Annotated in this window: 15 protein-coding genes; 11 read left to right on the top strand and 4 right to left on the bottom strand. The window is 39.5% G+C overall.

Annotated elements, in window-relative coordinates; all coding sequences use genetic code 11:
• The first annotated feature begins 62 nt into the window (after positions 1-62).
• From rfbF to QJ048_RS17795, 9 genes are read left to right on the top strand one after another with little or no spacing between them, the layout of a single operon-like run.
• Complete coding sequence (rfbF, locus tag QJ048_RS17835; protein WP_282335764.1) at positions 63-839, top strand: glucose-1-phosphate cytidylyltransferase; 777 nt, start codon at positions 63-65, stop codon at positions 837-839.
• Positions 824-1,912: a CDP-glucose 4,6-dehydratase gene (gene rfbG / locus QJ048_RS17830; RefSeq protein WP_282335763.1), complete on the top strand. Its 1,089-nt coding sequence runs from the start codon at positions 824-826 to the stop codon at positions 1,910-1,912. The genes rfbF and rfbG overlap by 16 nt, the downstream gene beginning before the upstream one ends.
• A complete protein-coding gene (gene rfbC, locus QJ048_RS17825) occupies positions 1,909-2,454 on the top strand; it encodes a dTDP-4-dehydrorhamnose 3,5-epimerase (RefSeq protein ID WP_282335762.1) in 546 nt (181 codons plus the stop codon). Before rfbG ends, rfbC begins: the two co-directional genes overlap by 4 nt.
• A gap of 15 nt (positions 2,455-2,469) precedes the next feature.
• Positions 2,470-3,696 (top strand): class I SAM-dependent methyltransferase, encoded by a 1,227-nt coding sequence (locus QJ048_RS17820; RefSeq protein WP_282335761.1) that lies wholly within the window; start codon positions 2,470-2,472, stop codon positions 3,694-3,696.
• Position 3,697: 1 nt separating this feature from the next.
• Entirely contained in the window at positions 3,698-4,558 is an 861-nt protein-coding gene (locus tag QJ048_RS17815) for an NAD-dependent epimerase/dehydratase family protein (RefSeq protein WP_282335760.1), read from the top strand.
• Positions 4,558-5,286 (top strand): class I SAM-dependent methyltransferase, encoded by a 729-nt coding sequence (locus QJ048_RS17810; RefSeq protein WP_282335759.1) that lies wholly within the window; start codon positions 4,558-4,560, stop codon positions 5,284-5,286. Before QJ048_RS17815 ends, QJ048_RS17810 begins: the two co-directional genes overlap by 1 nt.
• Before the next feature lie 28 nt (positions 5,287-5,314).
• Positions 5,315-6,184, top strand: a complete 870-nt coding sequence (locus QJ048_RS17805) for a glycosyltransferase (RefSeq protein WP_282335758.1) — start codon at positions 5,315-5,317, stop codon at positions 6,182-6,184.
• A 30-nt stretch (positions 6,185-6,214) separates the two neighbouring features.
• Positions 6,215-6,943: a class I SAM-dependent methyltransferase gene (locus QJ048_RS17800; protein WP_282335757.1), complete on the top strand. Its 729-nt coding sequence runs from the start codon at positions 6,215-6,217 to the stop codon at positions 6,941-6,943.
• A 24-nt stretch (positions 6,944-6,967) separates the two neighbouring features.
• The gene (locus QJ048_RS17795; RefSeq protein ID WP_282335756.1) at positions 6,968-7,978 is read left to right on the top strand and encodes a glycosyltransferase family 2 protein; all 1,011 of its coding nucleotides are present in this window, start codon (positions 6,968-6,970) and stop codon (positions 7,976-7,978) included.
• A 10-nt stretch (positions 7,979-7,988) separates the two neighbouring features.
• Here the strand turns inward: QJ048_RS17795 and QJ048_RS17790 are convergent, their stop codons facing one another.
• The 3 genes from QJ048_RS17790 to QJ048_RS17780 are packed head-to-tail and all read right to left on the bottom strand — an operon-like array spanning position 7,989 to position 12,510.
• Entirely contained in the window at positions 7,989-8,846 is an 858-nt protein-coding gene (locus tag QJ048_RS17790) for a glycosyltransferase family 2 protein (protein ID WP_282335755.1), read from the bottom strand.
• Complete coding sequence (locus tag QJ048_RS17785; RefSeq protein WP_282335754.1) at positions 8,846-9,859, bottom strand: glycosyltransferase family 2 protein; 1,014 nt, start codon at positions 9,857-9,859, stop codon at positions 8,846-8,848. Before QJ048_RS17785 ends, QJ048_RS17790 begins: the two co-directional genes overlap by 1 nt.
• 2 nt (positions 9,860-9,861) lie before the next feature.
• Positions 9,862-12,510: a YfhO family protein gene (locus QJ048_RS17780; RefSeq protein ID WP_282335753.1), complete on the bottom strand. Its 2,649-nt coding sequence runs from the start codon at positions 12,508-12,510 to the stop codon at positions 9,862-9,864.
• A 160-nt stretch (positions 12,511-12,670) separates the two neighbouring features.
• Between QJ048_RS17780 and QJ048_RS17775 the strand changes: the two genes are divergently transcribed.
• Both QJ048_RS17775 and QJ048_RS17770 read left to right on the top strand, forming a co-directional pair.
• A complete protein-coding gene (locus QJ048_RS17775; protein ID WP_282335752.1) occupies positions 12,671-12,952 on the top strand; it encodes a hypothetical protein in 282 nt (93 codons plus the stop codon).
• 81 nt (positions 12,953-13,033) lie between these two features.
• Complete coding sequence (locus tag QJ048_RS17770; RefSeq protein WP_282335751.1) at positions 13,034-13,837, top strand: queuosine precursor transporter; 804 nt, start codon at positions 13,034-13,036, stop codon at positions 13,835-13,837.
• A gap of 163 nt (positions 13,838-14,000) precedes the next feature.
• Here QJ048_RS17770 and QJ048_RS17765 read toward each other — a convergent pair whose 3' ends face one another.
• Positions 14,001-14,501 (bottom strand): GNAT family N-acetyltransferase, encoded by a 501-nt coding sequence (locus QJ048_RS17765; RefSeq protein ID WP_282335750.1) that lies wholly within the window; start codon positions 14,499-14,501, stop codon positions 14,001-14,003.
• Positions 14,502-14,676: the final 175 nt, after the last annotated feature.

Genomic DNA, 14,676 nt, shown 5'->3' with positions numbered 1-14,676 from the left:
TAAAGTGCTGTTTTTTGTAATGTGTAGTTTGGTGATTTTGCGATCTTAGAAAAATATTTTTAATGAAAGTTGTCATATTTGCCGGCGGCTTAGGCACGCGGATTTCCGAAGAAACTGATATCAGACCAAAACCAATGGTTGAGATAGGTGGTAAACCTATTTTGTGGCATATCATGAAAATATATAGCCATTATGGCTTTAACGATTTTATAGTCTGTCTCGGTTATAAAGGTTATGTTATTAAAGAGTATTTTATGCACTACTTTTTGCATAATTCGGACATAACCATAGACGTTGCCAGCAATAAAATGGAAGTGCTGGGAACGCAAAGTGAAAATTTCAAAATAACCCTGGTAGAAACAGGTCTTAATACAAAAACAGCCGGCAGACTTCAACAAGTGCAAAAATATATTGGCGACGAAGATTTTATGTTGACCTACGGAGACGGCGTATGCAACGTGGATATCAATGACTTGATTGCCTTTCACAAATCTCATAATAAAATTGCCACTGTTACTGCAGTGCAGCTCGAGGCTCGTTTTGGAGGGATGGATCTAGCCGCTAATGGCGAAGTTGAATCGTTCAGAGAAAAAGCAAAAGATGAAGGAAAATGGATCAATGCTGGCTTTTTCATATTGAAACCAGAAGTTTTTAAATACCTGCAAACAGATATGAGCCAGATGATGTGGGAAGATGAGCCTTTGGAAAAACTTACCGAGGATAACGAACTCGTAGCTTATCAGCATAAAGGATTTTGGAAATGCATGGATGCGCTAAGGGATAAGATTGAACTGGAGAACCTTTGGAAAAATAATCAGGCAAAATGGAAAGTTTGGTAACGATGAACAATCTTGAAAACGCATATCGTCGAAAAAAGGTTTTTGTAACCGGCCACACTGGGTTTAAAGGCAGTTGGTTCGTCTCTGTTTTGCGCATATTGGGTGCTCACGTAAAAGGCTATGCACTCGAGCCGGAGTACGAGGGCAGTCTGTTCGCTCACCTTACAGAGCAAAACTTAATCGAACAAACCATTATTGCAGATATAAGGGACAAGCAAAAGTTGAATGCTGAAATAGAAAGCTTTCAGCCAGACTTTGTTTTCCATTTGGCTGCACAACCGCTGGTTAGAAGATCATATAAAATTCCTGCGGAAACATTTGAAGTAAATGTAGTCGGCACGGCGAATGTGCTTGAAGCCGTAACTGCTTTACAGAAAAAATGTACTGTGGTGGTGATTACCACCGACAAGGTATACGAGAATAAAGAAAACGGAACATTATATAAAGAGCATGATGTGCTTGGCGGTTACGATCCGTATAGTGCAAGCAAAGCTTGTACTGAACTCGTGGTGAATTCGTTTAGAAATTCATTTTTTAATATACAAAAATACGCTTCGCATCAAAAAGCACTGGCAAGTGCCAGGGCAGGGAACGTAATAGGTGGCGGAGATTGGAGCCAGGACAGAATTGTTCCGGATATTGTGCGTTCGCTCGTTGCAGAACTTGCAATTGACGTTCGCAGTCCGCATGCCGTACGTCCATGGCAACATGTGCTGGAGCCGCTGGCAGGATATTTAATACTTGGAGCTTTGCTCGATGCCGCACCTGAAAAATACAGCGGAGCCTACAATTTTGGCCCTCAGCCAAAAGACCATTTATCTGTTAAAGAATTGGTAGAAGTTTCCATCAAAGCCTGGGGAGAAGGAAGTTGGAACGATATTTCTGATAAAAACCAGCCACACGAGGCAAATTTGTTGCAGCTGGATATCACAAAAGCAATGACAGAACTGGAATGGCAACCTAAACTAGACGCTGCACAGGCAATAGAATGGACGCTGAATTGGTATAAGCAACCCGATGCAAACAAACTGGATTTTACTTTTGAGCAAATAAAAAAATACCTTGCGCTATGACCTTTACATCAACATCGCTGCAGGCTAGCTTTGTAGTAGATCTGAATGTTTTTAAGGATGACAGAGGGTGGTTTGCGCGTACATATTGCAAAGACGAGTTTGCGCAAATTGGACACGATGCTGAGTGGGTGCAAATGAATCATTCTTTTACCAGCAAGAAAGGAACGATCCGCGGAATGCACTTTCAATTACCGCCGTTTGAGGAAATAAAGATGGTCCGTTGCATCAGTGGTGCTGTGTATGATGTGATAATTGATTTGAGGAAAGATTCGGCAACCTTCCTGCAATATTTTGGAACAGAGCTTTCTGCAGGAAACAGAAGGATGCTTTACATTCCAAAAGGATTTGCTCACGGGTTTCAAACACTAAGCGATGACGCAGAATTGATATACCATCATAGCCAGTTTTATAAGCCGGGTGTGGAAAGCGGGATAAGATATGATGATCCTGTAATTGGTATACAGTGGCCGTTGCAGGCCGTGAATGTGTCAGAAAGAGATTTGAATCATTCATTAATAGACAACAATTTTAAAGGAATATAATAAGCGAAATATAATATGCATTGCAGGTTTTGTAAAAGAGAATTAACCGACACTTTTATTGATCTCATCAATTCACCGGCGTCTAACTCATTTTTAACGAAGGAGCAATTGAATGAGCCGGAGGCTTACTATCCATTGAAAGTTTACACTTGCCCAAAATGTTTCCTGGTGCAGGTTGATGAGTACAAAAAATCTGATGCTATTTTCAATAGCGACTATGTGTATTTTTCTTCATACTCCACAAGCTGGTTGCAGCATGCGAAAAAATATGCTGATAAAATGTGCGACCGTTTTGGGTTCAACAATAATTCACTTGTAATTGAAATAGCTTCAAACGACGGTTATCTTCTTCAATATTTCAAGGAAAAAAATGTTCCTGTTTTGGGTATTGAGCCAACTTCAAACACAGCTGAAGTGGCAAAAGGGAAAGGCGTAGAAACAGTGGTGGATTTTTTCGGAACAACGCTTGCTAGAAACCTTGCTGATAAAGGAACCAAAGCTGATCTCCTGTTGGGTAATAACGTGCTTGCTCACGTTCCGGACATCGTGGATTTTGTAAAGGGTATGAAGACGATTTTGAAAGATGATGGCGTTATCACAATGGAGTTTCCGCACCTGATGCAACTGGTAGAAAACAATCAGTTTGATACCATTTATCACGAGCATTTCTCCTATTTATCATTCTATACCGTAAAAGAAATTTTTGCAGCACAGGGACTGGAAATGTTTGACGTGGAAGAAATTCCAACACATGGTGGATCGCTGAGAATTTATGCAAAGCATAAAGAGGATGGCTCGAAAGCTATTTCTCCAAATGTGGAAGCGCTTCTTTTGAAAGAAAAGAATAAAGGCATGACGTCAATGGAGTACTACAATAACTTCCAGGACAAGGCCCTTAAAATAAAATTGGATTTGCTCGGCTTTTTATTGGAACAAAAAAGAAACAATAAAAGTGTAGCCGGATATGGCGCCGCAGCAAAGGGAAATACATTGATGAACTATTGCGGTATTAAAAACGATTTGATTGATTTTGTAGTTGATGCCAACCCGCACAAACAGAATAAGTTTTTGCCGGCAAGTCATATACCGGTGGTGAACGAAGCATATTTGAAAGCGCAAAAGCCGGAATTTGTCATCATATTTCCATGGAACTTGAAAGAAGAGATAGTGAACCAGCTGGCTTATATTAAGGATTGGGGTGGAAAGTTTGTAATTCCAATACCTCAACTGCAAATACTGTAAAATGAAAAAGGTCCTTGTAACCGGTGCCACCGGCTTTATTGGAAATTATGTGGTAAATGAGTTGTTGAAGAATGAATGCATGGTGATCGCTTCATCATCAAACATTAATAAAGCAAAGGAGTTTACCTGGTTTTCGCAAGTGATCTATAAGGCTTTTGATTTTACGCTCTTTGACGATACAATAAATTACTTCGATTTCTTTGGCAAACCGGATGTTATAATTCATCTTGCCTGGGAAGGTTTGCCTTTTTATAAAGAAGCTTATCATTACGAAGTTAATCTGCCAAGGCATTTTCAATTTATAAGCAACTTGGTTAGGAATGGAGCAACGGACATAAGCATAACAGGTACTTGCTTTGAATACGGCATGCAGGAAGGCAAACTAAGCGAGGATATGCCAACTCACCCAGACAACTTTTATGCAAAAGCAAAAGACGAATTGAGAAAACAGGTAGAGGCTTTGCAAAATAGTTTCTCATTCTCATTCAAATGGCTCCGGTTGTTTTACATGTACGGAAAGGGACAGAACCCCAAATCCTTGCTATCACAACTGGACAAGGCATTAGACGCAGGGGAGAAGGTGTTTAACATGAGTGGGGGAGAGCAGGTGCGGGATTATTTGCCGGTGACAAAGGTTGCCGGATATATAGTAAAAGTTGCCTTGCAAAAAGAAGTAACAGGCGTTATTAACTGTTGCAGTGGTGTGCCCATCACAGTTAAAGAGCTGGTTCAAAATTATTTGAAAGAAAAAAACAAAGACATAAAACTTAATCTTGGATTTTATCCATATCCCGACTATGAACCGATGGCTTTCTGGGGAGATGATACAAAGATTAGTCAAGTAGAAAATAAAACACGATAATGAAACCTAATTTGAAGTCTATTCCTTCTCAATTTAACCCTGGAATACATCTGACTGCTTATCTGATTCGAAAAGTTTTGTTGAAAGCTGTTATAAAACATGTACATCAATTAAGTGGCTCGATTATGGATTTTGGGTGTGGGTCCAAGCCGTATAAAAGTCTGTTTACCGTTGACGAGTATGTAGGAGTTGACTACAATGGAGAAGGACATTCTCACGTAAATGAATCCATTGACGTATTCTATGATGGCGTGCATATACCTTTTGACGACAATAGGTTTGATGGAATATTTTCTACTGAAGTATTTGAACACGTTTTTAATCTTGAAGATATTTTGAAGGAACTCAACAGGGTATTGAAAACAGGAGGCAAAATGCTGATAACCTGTCCTTTTGCTATTTGCGAACATGAGCAGCCGGTAGACTTTGCACGCTACACTTCTTTTGGATTAAAGGCGCTGCTGGAGCGTAATGGATTTAAGGTTATCGAATTTGATAAAGCCGGATCTGCCTTTCAAACGATCAGTCAGTTATTCATCAGTTATTTTCAAACCCATATAATAAGAAGACTGTTTGGAAAAATTCCCGGAGTTCGAACTGCAGTCAGCTATGCTTTTATGACTGTATTTAACATATTGGCTGTAGTTGGTAATTTATTTTGGCCCAAAGGAGATGATTTGTATATGAATAATGTGGTGGTAGTGGTGAAGGAAAAGAACTTAAATTAAAAAGTTCGAAAATCGAAGATGCGTTTTTATGAAACCAATAAAAGGACTGGCAGGGGTTGTTATTCTTTATAATCCTGATACAGATGTTGTCGATAACATTAGAAGTTATGCCCCGGTTTTGGAAAAGCTTTGGATAATTGATAACTCCGAGAAAAGCCATGAGGCGCTGGTGGACCTTCAATCATTGCCAACAGATGTTGAAGTGCTGAGCGATGGCGTAAACAGGGGTATTGGCAACAGGATAAATCTTGCATTGAAAGCTTCTTTGCAGCATGGCTTCAAATGGTTGCTTACAATGGACCAGGATTCAAATTTTTCGGCTGCTAACTTGGAAGCTTATGTAGCGAAGCTCAACGAACATGCAGAACAGGACAGTGATATAGGTCAAATAGGTGTGCAGTATAAAAGGGATGGACAACAGCCGGATGAAAACGTTGTTTGCGAACCTGTAACATTATTGATAACTTCAGGAACATTTGTAAATGTGCAGATTGCTTTTAAAGTGGGATTGATGGATGAGGACCTGTTTATTGATGAAGTGGATTCTGATTTTTCCTACAAAATAGCTTTGAAGGGTTTTAAATCCCTGTTGTGTAAAGGGATTTATATGACACACAGTCTGGGGCAAAACATAGCAGCACGATCAATAATAAACTGGAAAAAAACAGACCGTTTTTTGCATGTTCCAATTAGGCTCTATTACATGACGCGTAATTACTTAATTATGCGGAAAAGATACAAACAATATTTTCCTGCAGACTTTAAGAAGAAGGATGTGGATATTCTACATGTTTTTAAAAACAACCTTTTGTACAATAAAAATAAATGGATATCCCTGTGTATGATTGTCAGGGGATATATCGACTATCGAAGAAATTATGTTGGCAAATTGCGATAATTAATATGATCATTTAGTAACCATACAACCATGAAAAGTCTTAGAGAAATTTTTAATGAACATTCAGGCAACTTAATTCATAAGCTTGACCACTACTTTGAAATTTACGAACGATACTTTGAGAAGTATAGAGATAAAGAGCTCGTTATTTTGGAGATTGGTATTTCGCACGGCGGCTCTTTTCAGATTTGGAAAAAGTATTTTGGTTCTAAAGTCAAAATCTATGCTGTAGATATCAATCCGGATTGCAAAAAACTTGAAGAGGAAAATGTTACGATATTTATCGGATCCCAGGAGGATAAAAATTTTTTATCGGATATTATAAAGCAAATACCGGCTCCTGACCTTATCATTGATGACGGCGGACACACCATGAAACAACAGATTGTTACATTTGAAGCGTTATATCAGCATTTGAAAGACGACGGCGTTTATGTGTGTGAAGATACATGTACTTCATACTGGTATGAATATGGTGGGGGCCTTCATAGAAGAGGCTCTTTTATTGAGTATTCCAAGAAACTGATTGACTCTTTGTATGCCTGGCATAGTGAAAGTAAAAAGTTTAAAGTAAACGATATTACACGTTCTACAAATGCCATTCACTTTTATGATAGCATGGTGATTTTTGAGAAGCTTCGCAGAAAAGCTCCGGAGCATGTAACCAAAGGTGAAAAAACAATAGCACATAATGAGGATCCAATGGCTTCCCAAAGGACTTTGTTACATAAAATAATCAAGAAAGTAAAGTCTGTTTAACTTATTTAGTTTGGAAACGGAATCATGCATTATAGATTTAGCATCATACTACCCGTTCGCAATGGCGGAGAATATGTAAAGGAGTGTGCTAAAAGCATTCTTTCGCAAACGTATTCGGACTTCAATTTCATTGTACTTGATAACTGCAGCACAGACGGTACGGCTGAATGGCTTGAAAGCCTGAATGATCCAAGGATCGTTATTTACCGTTCCGATAAATCATTGTCAATTGAAGAAAATTGGGCGAGGGCTGTAGCCGTTCCCAAAAATGAGTATATTACATTGATCGGGCATGATGATGTGCTGGAAAGTAATTACCTCGAAGTGATGAATAAGCTGATCAGCAAATATCCCGGTGCAAGTTTGTTTCAAACTCACTTTAATCTGATCGACTCTCAAAGTAAAGTCATACGATCCGCGAGGCCAATGCAGGCTGTCGAAAACGCGGAGTCTTTTTTGACGAGCATAATGACAAAAAAGTTTGATATTGTTGGAACAGGCTTTTTGATGCGCAGTGCGGATTATGACAAGCTCGGCGGCATTCCTGATTATCCGGGATTGCTGTTTGCCGATTACGAACTGTGGCTGAATCTCACGAGGCTTGGCTATAAAGTAACGGCAGAAGAGAATTGTTTTTCTTTTAGAATTCATCAAAGCGCAACTACTACATCATCTGATAAAAAGATCCAGGATGCTTTCGAAAGGTTTGTAAAATATCTTGAGGATGTTCAAGCCTCCGGAGCTGAGTATGCTAAAGTGATTGCTGAAAACGGTGAAGCATTTTTACTAAGCGAATGCAAGGCGATGTGCCATCGGTTGTTAAGGACGCCGAGGCAAAATGGAGGCTCTGAATTAAGCGTTAAAAATACTATTGAGACATTTGTGGGGTATGCAAAGAGATTAATTCCTCGTAAATCATTTGATCCGATGAGGGAGCAAAGTATTAAGCTCGCAGCTATGATTGACAGAAGCACGCTTGGACGAAGCTTGTTCCTTATGTTCAAGAAAATGTACAGGAAACCTGTTTTGAAATAAAATGGAATGACTATTTACCCAATAGTCTTGTGGCCGTCAGTGCTGCATATTGTTTAGTATAATAAATAGCCGCAAAAACATACCAGCGCCAATTTGGGTAAAATTTATGCATGAAAGCTGCATGGTTTTTAATGCCCGTTTTTCTAACCTGAAGGTGCTTTTCTTTACTTGAACTTCCCTTGTGTATATGCATTACCTTAGCCTGCGGCAAGAAGTGAATCTTATAACCCAATTGCCTGAATTCCCAGCACCAGAGCGTGTCTTCACTATACATGAAGAAAATGTTTGAAAGTTCTTTATTGGGAAGTTGATCGATTATTCTTTTAGGAAACATCATGTATGTGCCCCACACCCAATCACAATCCATCTCTCTCTCATGATCGAAGTAATGGTGCAGCATTAAAGATTCCCTTTTTTCCTTCGGCATTAGTTTGTACAACGGAAAGATTTCGAGGAGCTCCCAGCCAATAGTGCGAAACCGGCGGGCATTGTATTGCTTTCTTCCATCAGGATACAACAGCTGGCAAGTGGTCATGCCGGTATCCGGATGTTCGATCAAATAATCGTAAGTGATTTTAGGCGCGTTGTTGATGAGTTCTGTGTCACTATTGAGTAAAAGGATGTACTCACCTGAAGCGTGCTTTAATCCAATATTATTACCCCCTGTAAAGCCGGTGTTTTCTTTGCTGGCCACCAAAACAATATCAGGAAACTGTGCCTTAAATTCAGTTGGATCTCGCTCAACGGATGCATTATCTACCAATACAATTTCATAAGAAAGACCCGTTAGCTTTTCGTGTATGGAACGGATACAATTACACGTTAACGTAAAAGTATTGTAGTTGATAATGATGATAGATAGTTGCATTACTTCACTTTATAAAAAAAAGGTTTGTTGCGTAGCATTTTGAAAAAGTACCCTAGCAACACGCCAATGTTTTTAGTGTATTCAATAAAATTTTGCCAGCTGTACCGGGCTTCCTTTCCCTTGAATAATTTTTCAATAATTAATCCAAATAAGAAAACAGGCACATCAATCACATAAAAGAATGTAAGCACAAGGAACCAACCAATGCCAAACTCTTTGCGGATGCGTAGTTGCGTCGACACAATTACCTGGCGGCCGCGACGGTTCCACAAATTTTTGCCATTGTTCCATTCCTTTTCATCATAGAAATCACTGCTCGTACCGCCCCCGATATGAATAACTTTCGGTTCTTCAAACAAGCAAAGCTTGCCCTGTTTCTTTAATCTTGCGCACCATTCTATTTCTTCTGCGTACATGAAAAAATCGGGATCGAGTAAGCCTGAATTCGAGAGAACATCTTTTCTTACCATAACAAAAGCACCGATCACCCAGTCTACATCAGTAATGGCGGCAACAGTTGTTACGCTCGGAATTTTGGCATTGAGTTTATAGCCCCAGTATCTTACAAACGAGCCTAGATAAGGCAGTGGAAGCAGTGTATTCAAACCGCCTTTCATAACATGCGCTCCGGATATCTGATGTGTGCCGTCTGTATTCAGCAATTGAACACCACACGCAACATATTCCTTATGCTCTTCAAACAGCGCTACTGTTTTGTACAAGGCATTTTCCTGGATAATAGTATCGGTATTTAAGAGAAGAATGTTTCGTCCGGTAGCATGTGGAATGCCGGCGTTATTGCCGCGGGCAAAGCCGGCATTGTAATCAAGTTGTATCCATTTTAAATTTGGATACAACCTGGTTACTTTTTCCTGACTATTATCTTCAGAGTTATTGTCTACTACAATTATTTCGAAGGAAATGCCCGTCGTTTCTTTATAAATACTATCCAGGCAATCAATTAATAATCCGGCCGATTTATAATTTACAAATATGATCGATAGATCTGTCATTACTAAGCCTTCTTTTGCGCCGGTGCCGGTTGCGTTGATTTTCTACTGTTCAAAAATTCTTTTACCAACCAGCCAAGCGCCAGTATGGAAATTAACCAACCTGCTATTGTATCTATTGTAAAGCTTCTTAAATATACTTTAGGCTCGAATTTAAAGTCGATAGTATGTTTGCCTGCAGGCACGATCATTCCGCGCAATACATAGTTGGCTTTGATTACGTCAGTCTTTTTGCCGTCTACATATGCGTTCCAGTCTTTGTAGTATATTTCACTGAATATCGCCAGTTGTGCAGTCGCAGCGTTGCTTTCGTAAGTGATGGCATCGTTGTCAAACTTGGTGAGTTTGATAGACGCAGTACTGTCAAATGTAAATTGTCCATTTACTACTTGCTTGTATTTCTCATCTACGATCGCCGTGTCTTTAGGTGAAAACTGATCAAGCGCTTTCATTTCCTGTGCAGGTCCATTTACAAACTGAACGGCTTTCACGAACCACGCGTTGCCAAGCGCTTCCGGATTTGGAATCGCAATCGGTTTGTTGGTTTGCGGATTTGACTGAATCAAATATTTTGTATTCAGCATATTCAAAACCGATGGATTCAATTTGCCTGATAATTGATAGCTAACCAGATCATCGTAAATGCTAAGTTTAGCAGCATGGTAACCTCCCACTGATTTGTGGTAATAAGATGGTTTTGCATCCTGGAAAGGATCTGCACGTTCTGCAAGGTTTAAAACTCTGTAATCAGGATCTTTATCCTGTAAGATCGCTTTATCAGCATCGGTTAAAGGAAATGCATCTTCCTGGAATTTTTCCTTAGAATCGAAGTTGTAATTGTTTAAATACTTAGTGTTGATAGTAAACAACTCAATAGCCATCACTAATCCAATACCAACAAGTAGAACGGTGCAGTTTACTTTCTTTGTTATGAATGCATACAGCAATCCAAATACGAGCAATGAATATACCAACGCGATCAAAATATCTTTCTTCAGGAAATTCGCTCTGTCTTCGCGAACAGCTCTCACCACGCCACTTGCTATATCTTCTTTTCCTCCTGTATTAAGCATGAGCTGCTCAAAAAGCTGGTTATCTGTTTTAGGCTGGTATTTCTGATTCAATGCGTTGTATGCGGCTTGCATATGTGTGGAATCAGTTTTCAGCATATCTACAAATGCCGCTTTTCTTTCTTTATTTTCTTTACTGAAATCGCTTGTAAAATAAAACCCGCCAACAATTACAAAAATGGCGCCTGTTACATACGCAGCATTTTTGATTTTGTTCCATGTCGCTTTTTCGTCAGTAGCAGCTAAGATTTGCTGAATGCCTAAAACGGCACCCAACGGGAATAATAATTGCGGAATAACGAGCGTCATGGATGGCGCACGGAACTTATTGTACAAGGGCAAATACTTAAACAGAATATCATTAATAGCTGCAAAATTGTTGCCCCATGCCATTACAATTGCAACAAGGCTCGCAGCGAGGAGCCACCATTTGTATTCTTTGTCAATAAAGAACATGCTAATGATAAACAGAACACAAACCACTGCACCTAAAAAGACAGGACCATCAGTAGATGGTTGCGGTCCCCAGTAAAGACTTTGGCTCATTGAAACAGCATAGTTCGTAGCCTGATCTTCCGGGACATTTAATTTTTCAGAAAAATATTTGGCTGTTTTTGAATTCTCGTCCAGTTTTGGGAACATCCACTGGTCGCCATCTTTTTGAGCGTAGTGGAAACCATAACCTTGAATCGCCGGAAACATTAAAGAGAATGTTTCCATTTTGCCATAGCTCCACATGAAGGCGTATTCAGAAGTAAGGCCCTCGCTTTTATGCGAAGCTTCACCTTTTTGGTCCATTACCAATACGCCGCCTCTCTTTGTATCTTTTGTATAATCTGCAATGGTCAACAGGTTACAGGAGTTAGCGGCAAGACCAAGCAAACCTGCAATGGCAATAAGACCAAGTGATTTCAACATTGGTTTTACTTCTCCTTTTCTAACAGAGAAAATAATAAAGCTCAATGATGCTATCGCAATAACGATAAAGATGTAATAACTTATCTGTTGGTGGTTTTGCGCTAGATGCAACGCCGTAAACAATGTAGTTAAAACGAAACCGGCAATGTATTTTTTTCGATATAATAAAAGAACACCTCCTAACAATGCCGGCATATATGCCATGGCCAGCATCTTGGTTGTGTGCCCAGCTGCAACAATAATAGGATCGTAGGTGCAATACGCAAAAGCAATGCTACCAATAATAGCAACACCGGCTTGCCGGATCCCGACGCACAAACAGAGTATGTAAAAGCAAACGCAAGCCAGGAAAAAGAAGCTCATTGGCTGTGGCAGCCACAAATGCATTGCACTGTCTATTACATTTAATGGAGATGTAGGCAGCGGATATAAAATATTAAAGTTCGGCATTCCGCTAAATGCATTCGTATTCCAGAGCGGTGCAACACCGGTGGCTTTTTGATGCTCTTTTATCTGATGTGTCATTCCTTCAACGCCGGTATTGTCATACTGTACCATTGTCACTCCACTTTCAAGAGCCGGTCTGCAATAAATAAGGGTAATAACAAGAAAGACCAATATTGCTATTACGTGAGGTAGAACCTTCTTAAGCCAGGTTGGTTGCATTGCTAAAAAAATTTTGGTTGGCAAAATAAACTATTTTACTGATTCTTATGAAGGATTAGGAATTAGAAAGCAGGAATTAGGAATTAGAGGGGAAAATGCAATCATATCCAGCTAATTTCTAACTCCTAATTCCTGAACCCTTGCTATCTTCACGCCCATTATGAAGATCTCGTTATTGGCAAAAGTTGCTTTTATCTTCAATCTTTGCCTTTTGTTGTTGATACTTACTAAATATTTCCATTTTTTACCGGATGGCAATTTTAAAAATGCACTGGCAATTCCGGGATATATACTCTCTTTTGTGACAAACGCTGTGGTGAATGTTTGGGTAATATTACTCCTGCTTTTCAAAAAGCAAAACGTATTACCCCGCTGGTTGCTTTTGATAAACGGACTTTTCTTTATTTTACAGATCTATTTAGTAGTAAGTGGTAAGTTATAAGTTTTAAGTGGGATGGTCTTTTTGACAGCTTAAAACCGAAACTTATACTTATACTTATAACGTATAACTTATAACTCACTCATGATACACCAGATACTTAAAGATAAACCTACCAAACTGTTCGTAGCTTTTGCCGCGTTTTTTGTTGCAAATGCCCTGATAGCAGAATGTATAGGTGGAAAGATATTTTCACTGGAAAGCTTTCTGGGCATGAAGCCTTCATCTTTTACATTGTTTGGGCAATCCGGATTGTCATTTAACCTGACCTGTGGCGTTATACTGTGGCCACTTGAATTTGTGCTGACAGATATTGTGAATGAATATTACGGCCCCAAAGCAGTCAGAAGAATTTCTTACATAGCTGTTGCGTTGATCAGCTATGCATTTGTTATGTTTTATTTCGCGATCCATTTGCCGGGCGCAAATTTTTGGCTGGGGAGCAAGCAGGACCAAGGCGTGCCGGATATGCAGGGCGCTTTTAATGCAATTTTCGGACAGGGTATGTGGATCATTCTCGGAAGTTTGTGCGCATTTCTTGTGAGTCAGATTGTTGACGTGACGGTGTTTCACCGTATCAAAAGAGCAACAGGAGATAAATGGATCTGGTTAAGAGCAACCGGTTCGACCGTTATCTCACAGTTCGTAGATAGTTTTATCGTTTTGTTCATTGCTTTTAAAATTGGTAATAACTGGAGCTGGCAGTTGGTGCTGGCGATATGTATAGTGAACTACACCTACAAATTCACCATGGCAATTGTTTTAACGCCATTGATCTATTTAATGGAAAGAATGATAGAACGATACCTTGGTCACGAAACCGCTCACAGGATGAAAGCCGCTGCAATGGGGGCTCCGGTGGTGGATGAGCCGGTGGTTGCCGGCTAGCAGCAACCAATTTGAAAATTTGAAAATATGGTAATTTGAAAATGCTTTGAGTGCTGGCTCCAGAAGTGCGTGACTAAAATCTCCAAGGTTTAGAGAATAGATGTTTTGTAATGAATGGTGCACTCAGCGAATTTTCAAATTACCACATTACCACATTTTCAAATTAAATGTCTTTTTCCATCACGAAATCGTTCATAAAATATCCATTCCCGATATCAATATTTTCTTCTTTGATGATTTTAAAACCGCTGCGTTCGTAGAAGCTGATGGCTTTGTTGTTACGATTTACATTTAGCTGGATTTTTTTTGCGCCGTGTTCTCTTCCTTCTTCAATAATCGTATCCATCAACGCCTTGCCAACACCTTTGCCTTGCAGACCGGGCAGTACATATATTTTGTGAATTTTGAAAGTGTCAGGCTCTGTTTCTGAATATGAAGTAAACCCTACCTCATTTTCGTCGATTTCTGCGATATAGAAGTGATGGTGCTTTTGCAGCATTTGTTCCTGAAGTGCGGCCGGACTGTACATCATTTGTAGCATGTATTGCAATTGATCAAGCGTGAGAATCTCCTTGTAAGTGGAGGGCCATGTTTGGTAAGCGAGGAAACCAATAGCATTAACATCTTCAATGTCCGCGGAACGAATAACGAGCGTGTCTTCCATGTATGCAAATTACAATGTTAGCTGTCAATTTGAAAATTTGAAAATTTGAAAATGCTTTGGTGAGCCTTCGAATTTTTTTTATTTACTCCGGGGTATTGGGAGTATTTGCTCTAAAAGTGATAAGCCGCTCAGAATGAATTTTCAAATTTTCAAATTCTCACATTTTCTATGCTTC

The organism is Pinibacter soli (genome assembly GCF_029961145.1).
GTDB classification, from domain to species: domain Bacteria; phylum Bacteroidota; class Bacteroidia; order Chitinophagales; family Chitinophagaceae; genus Pinibacter; species Pinibacter soli.
This window is presented reverse-complemented; position numbering and strand designations above follow the sequence as displayed.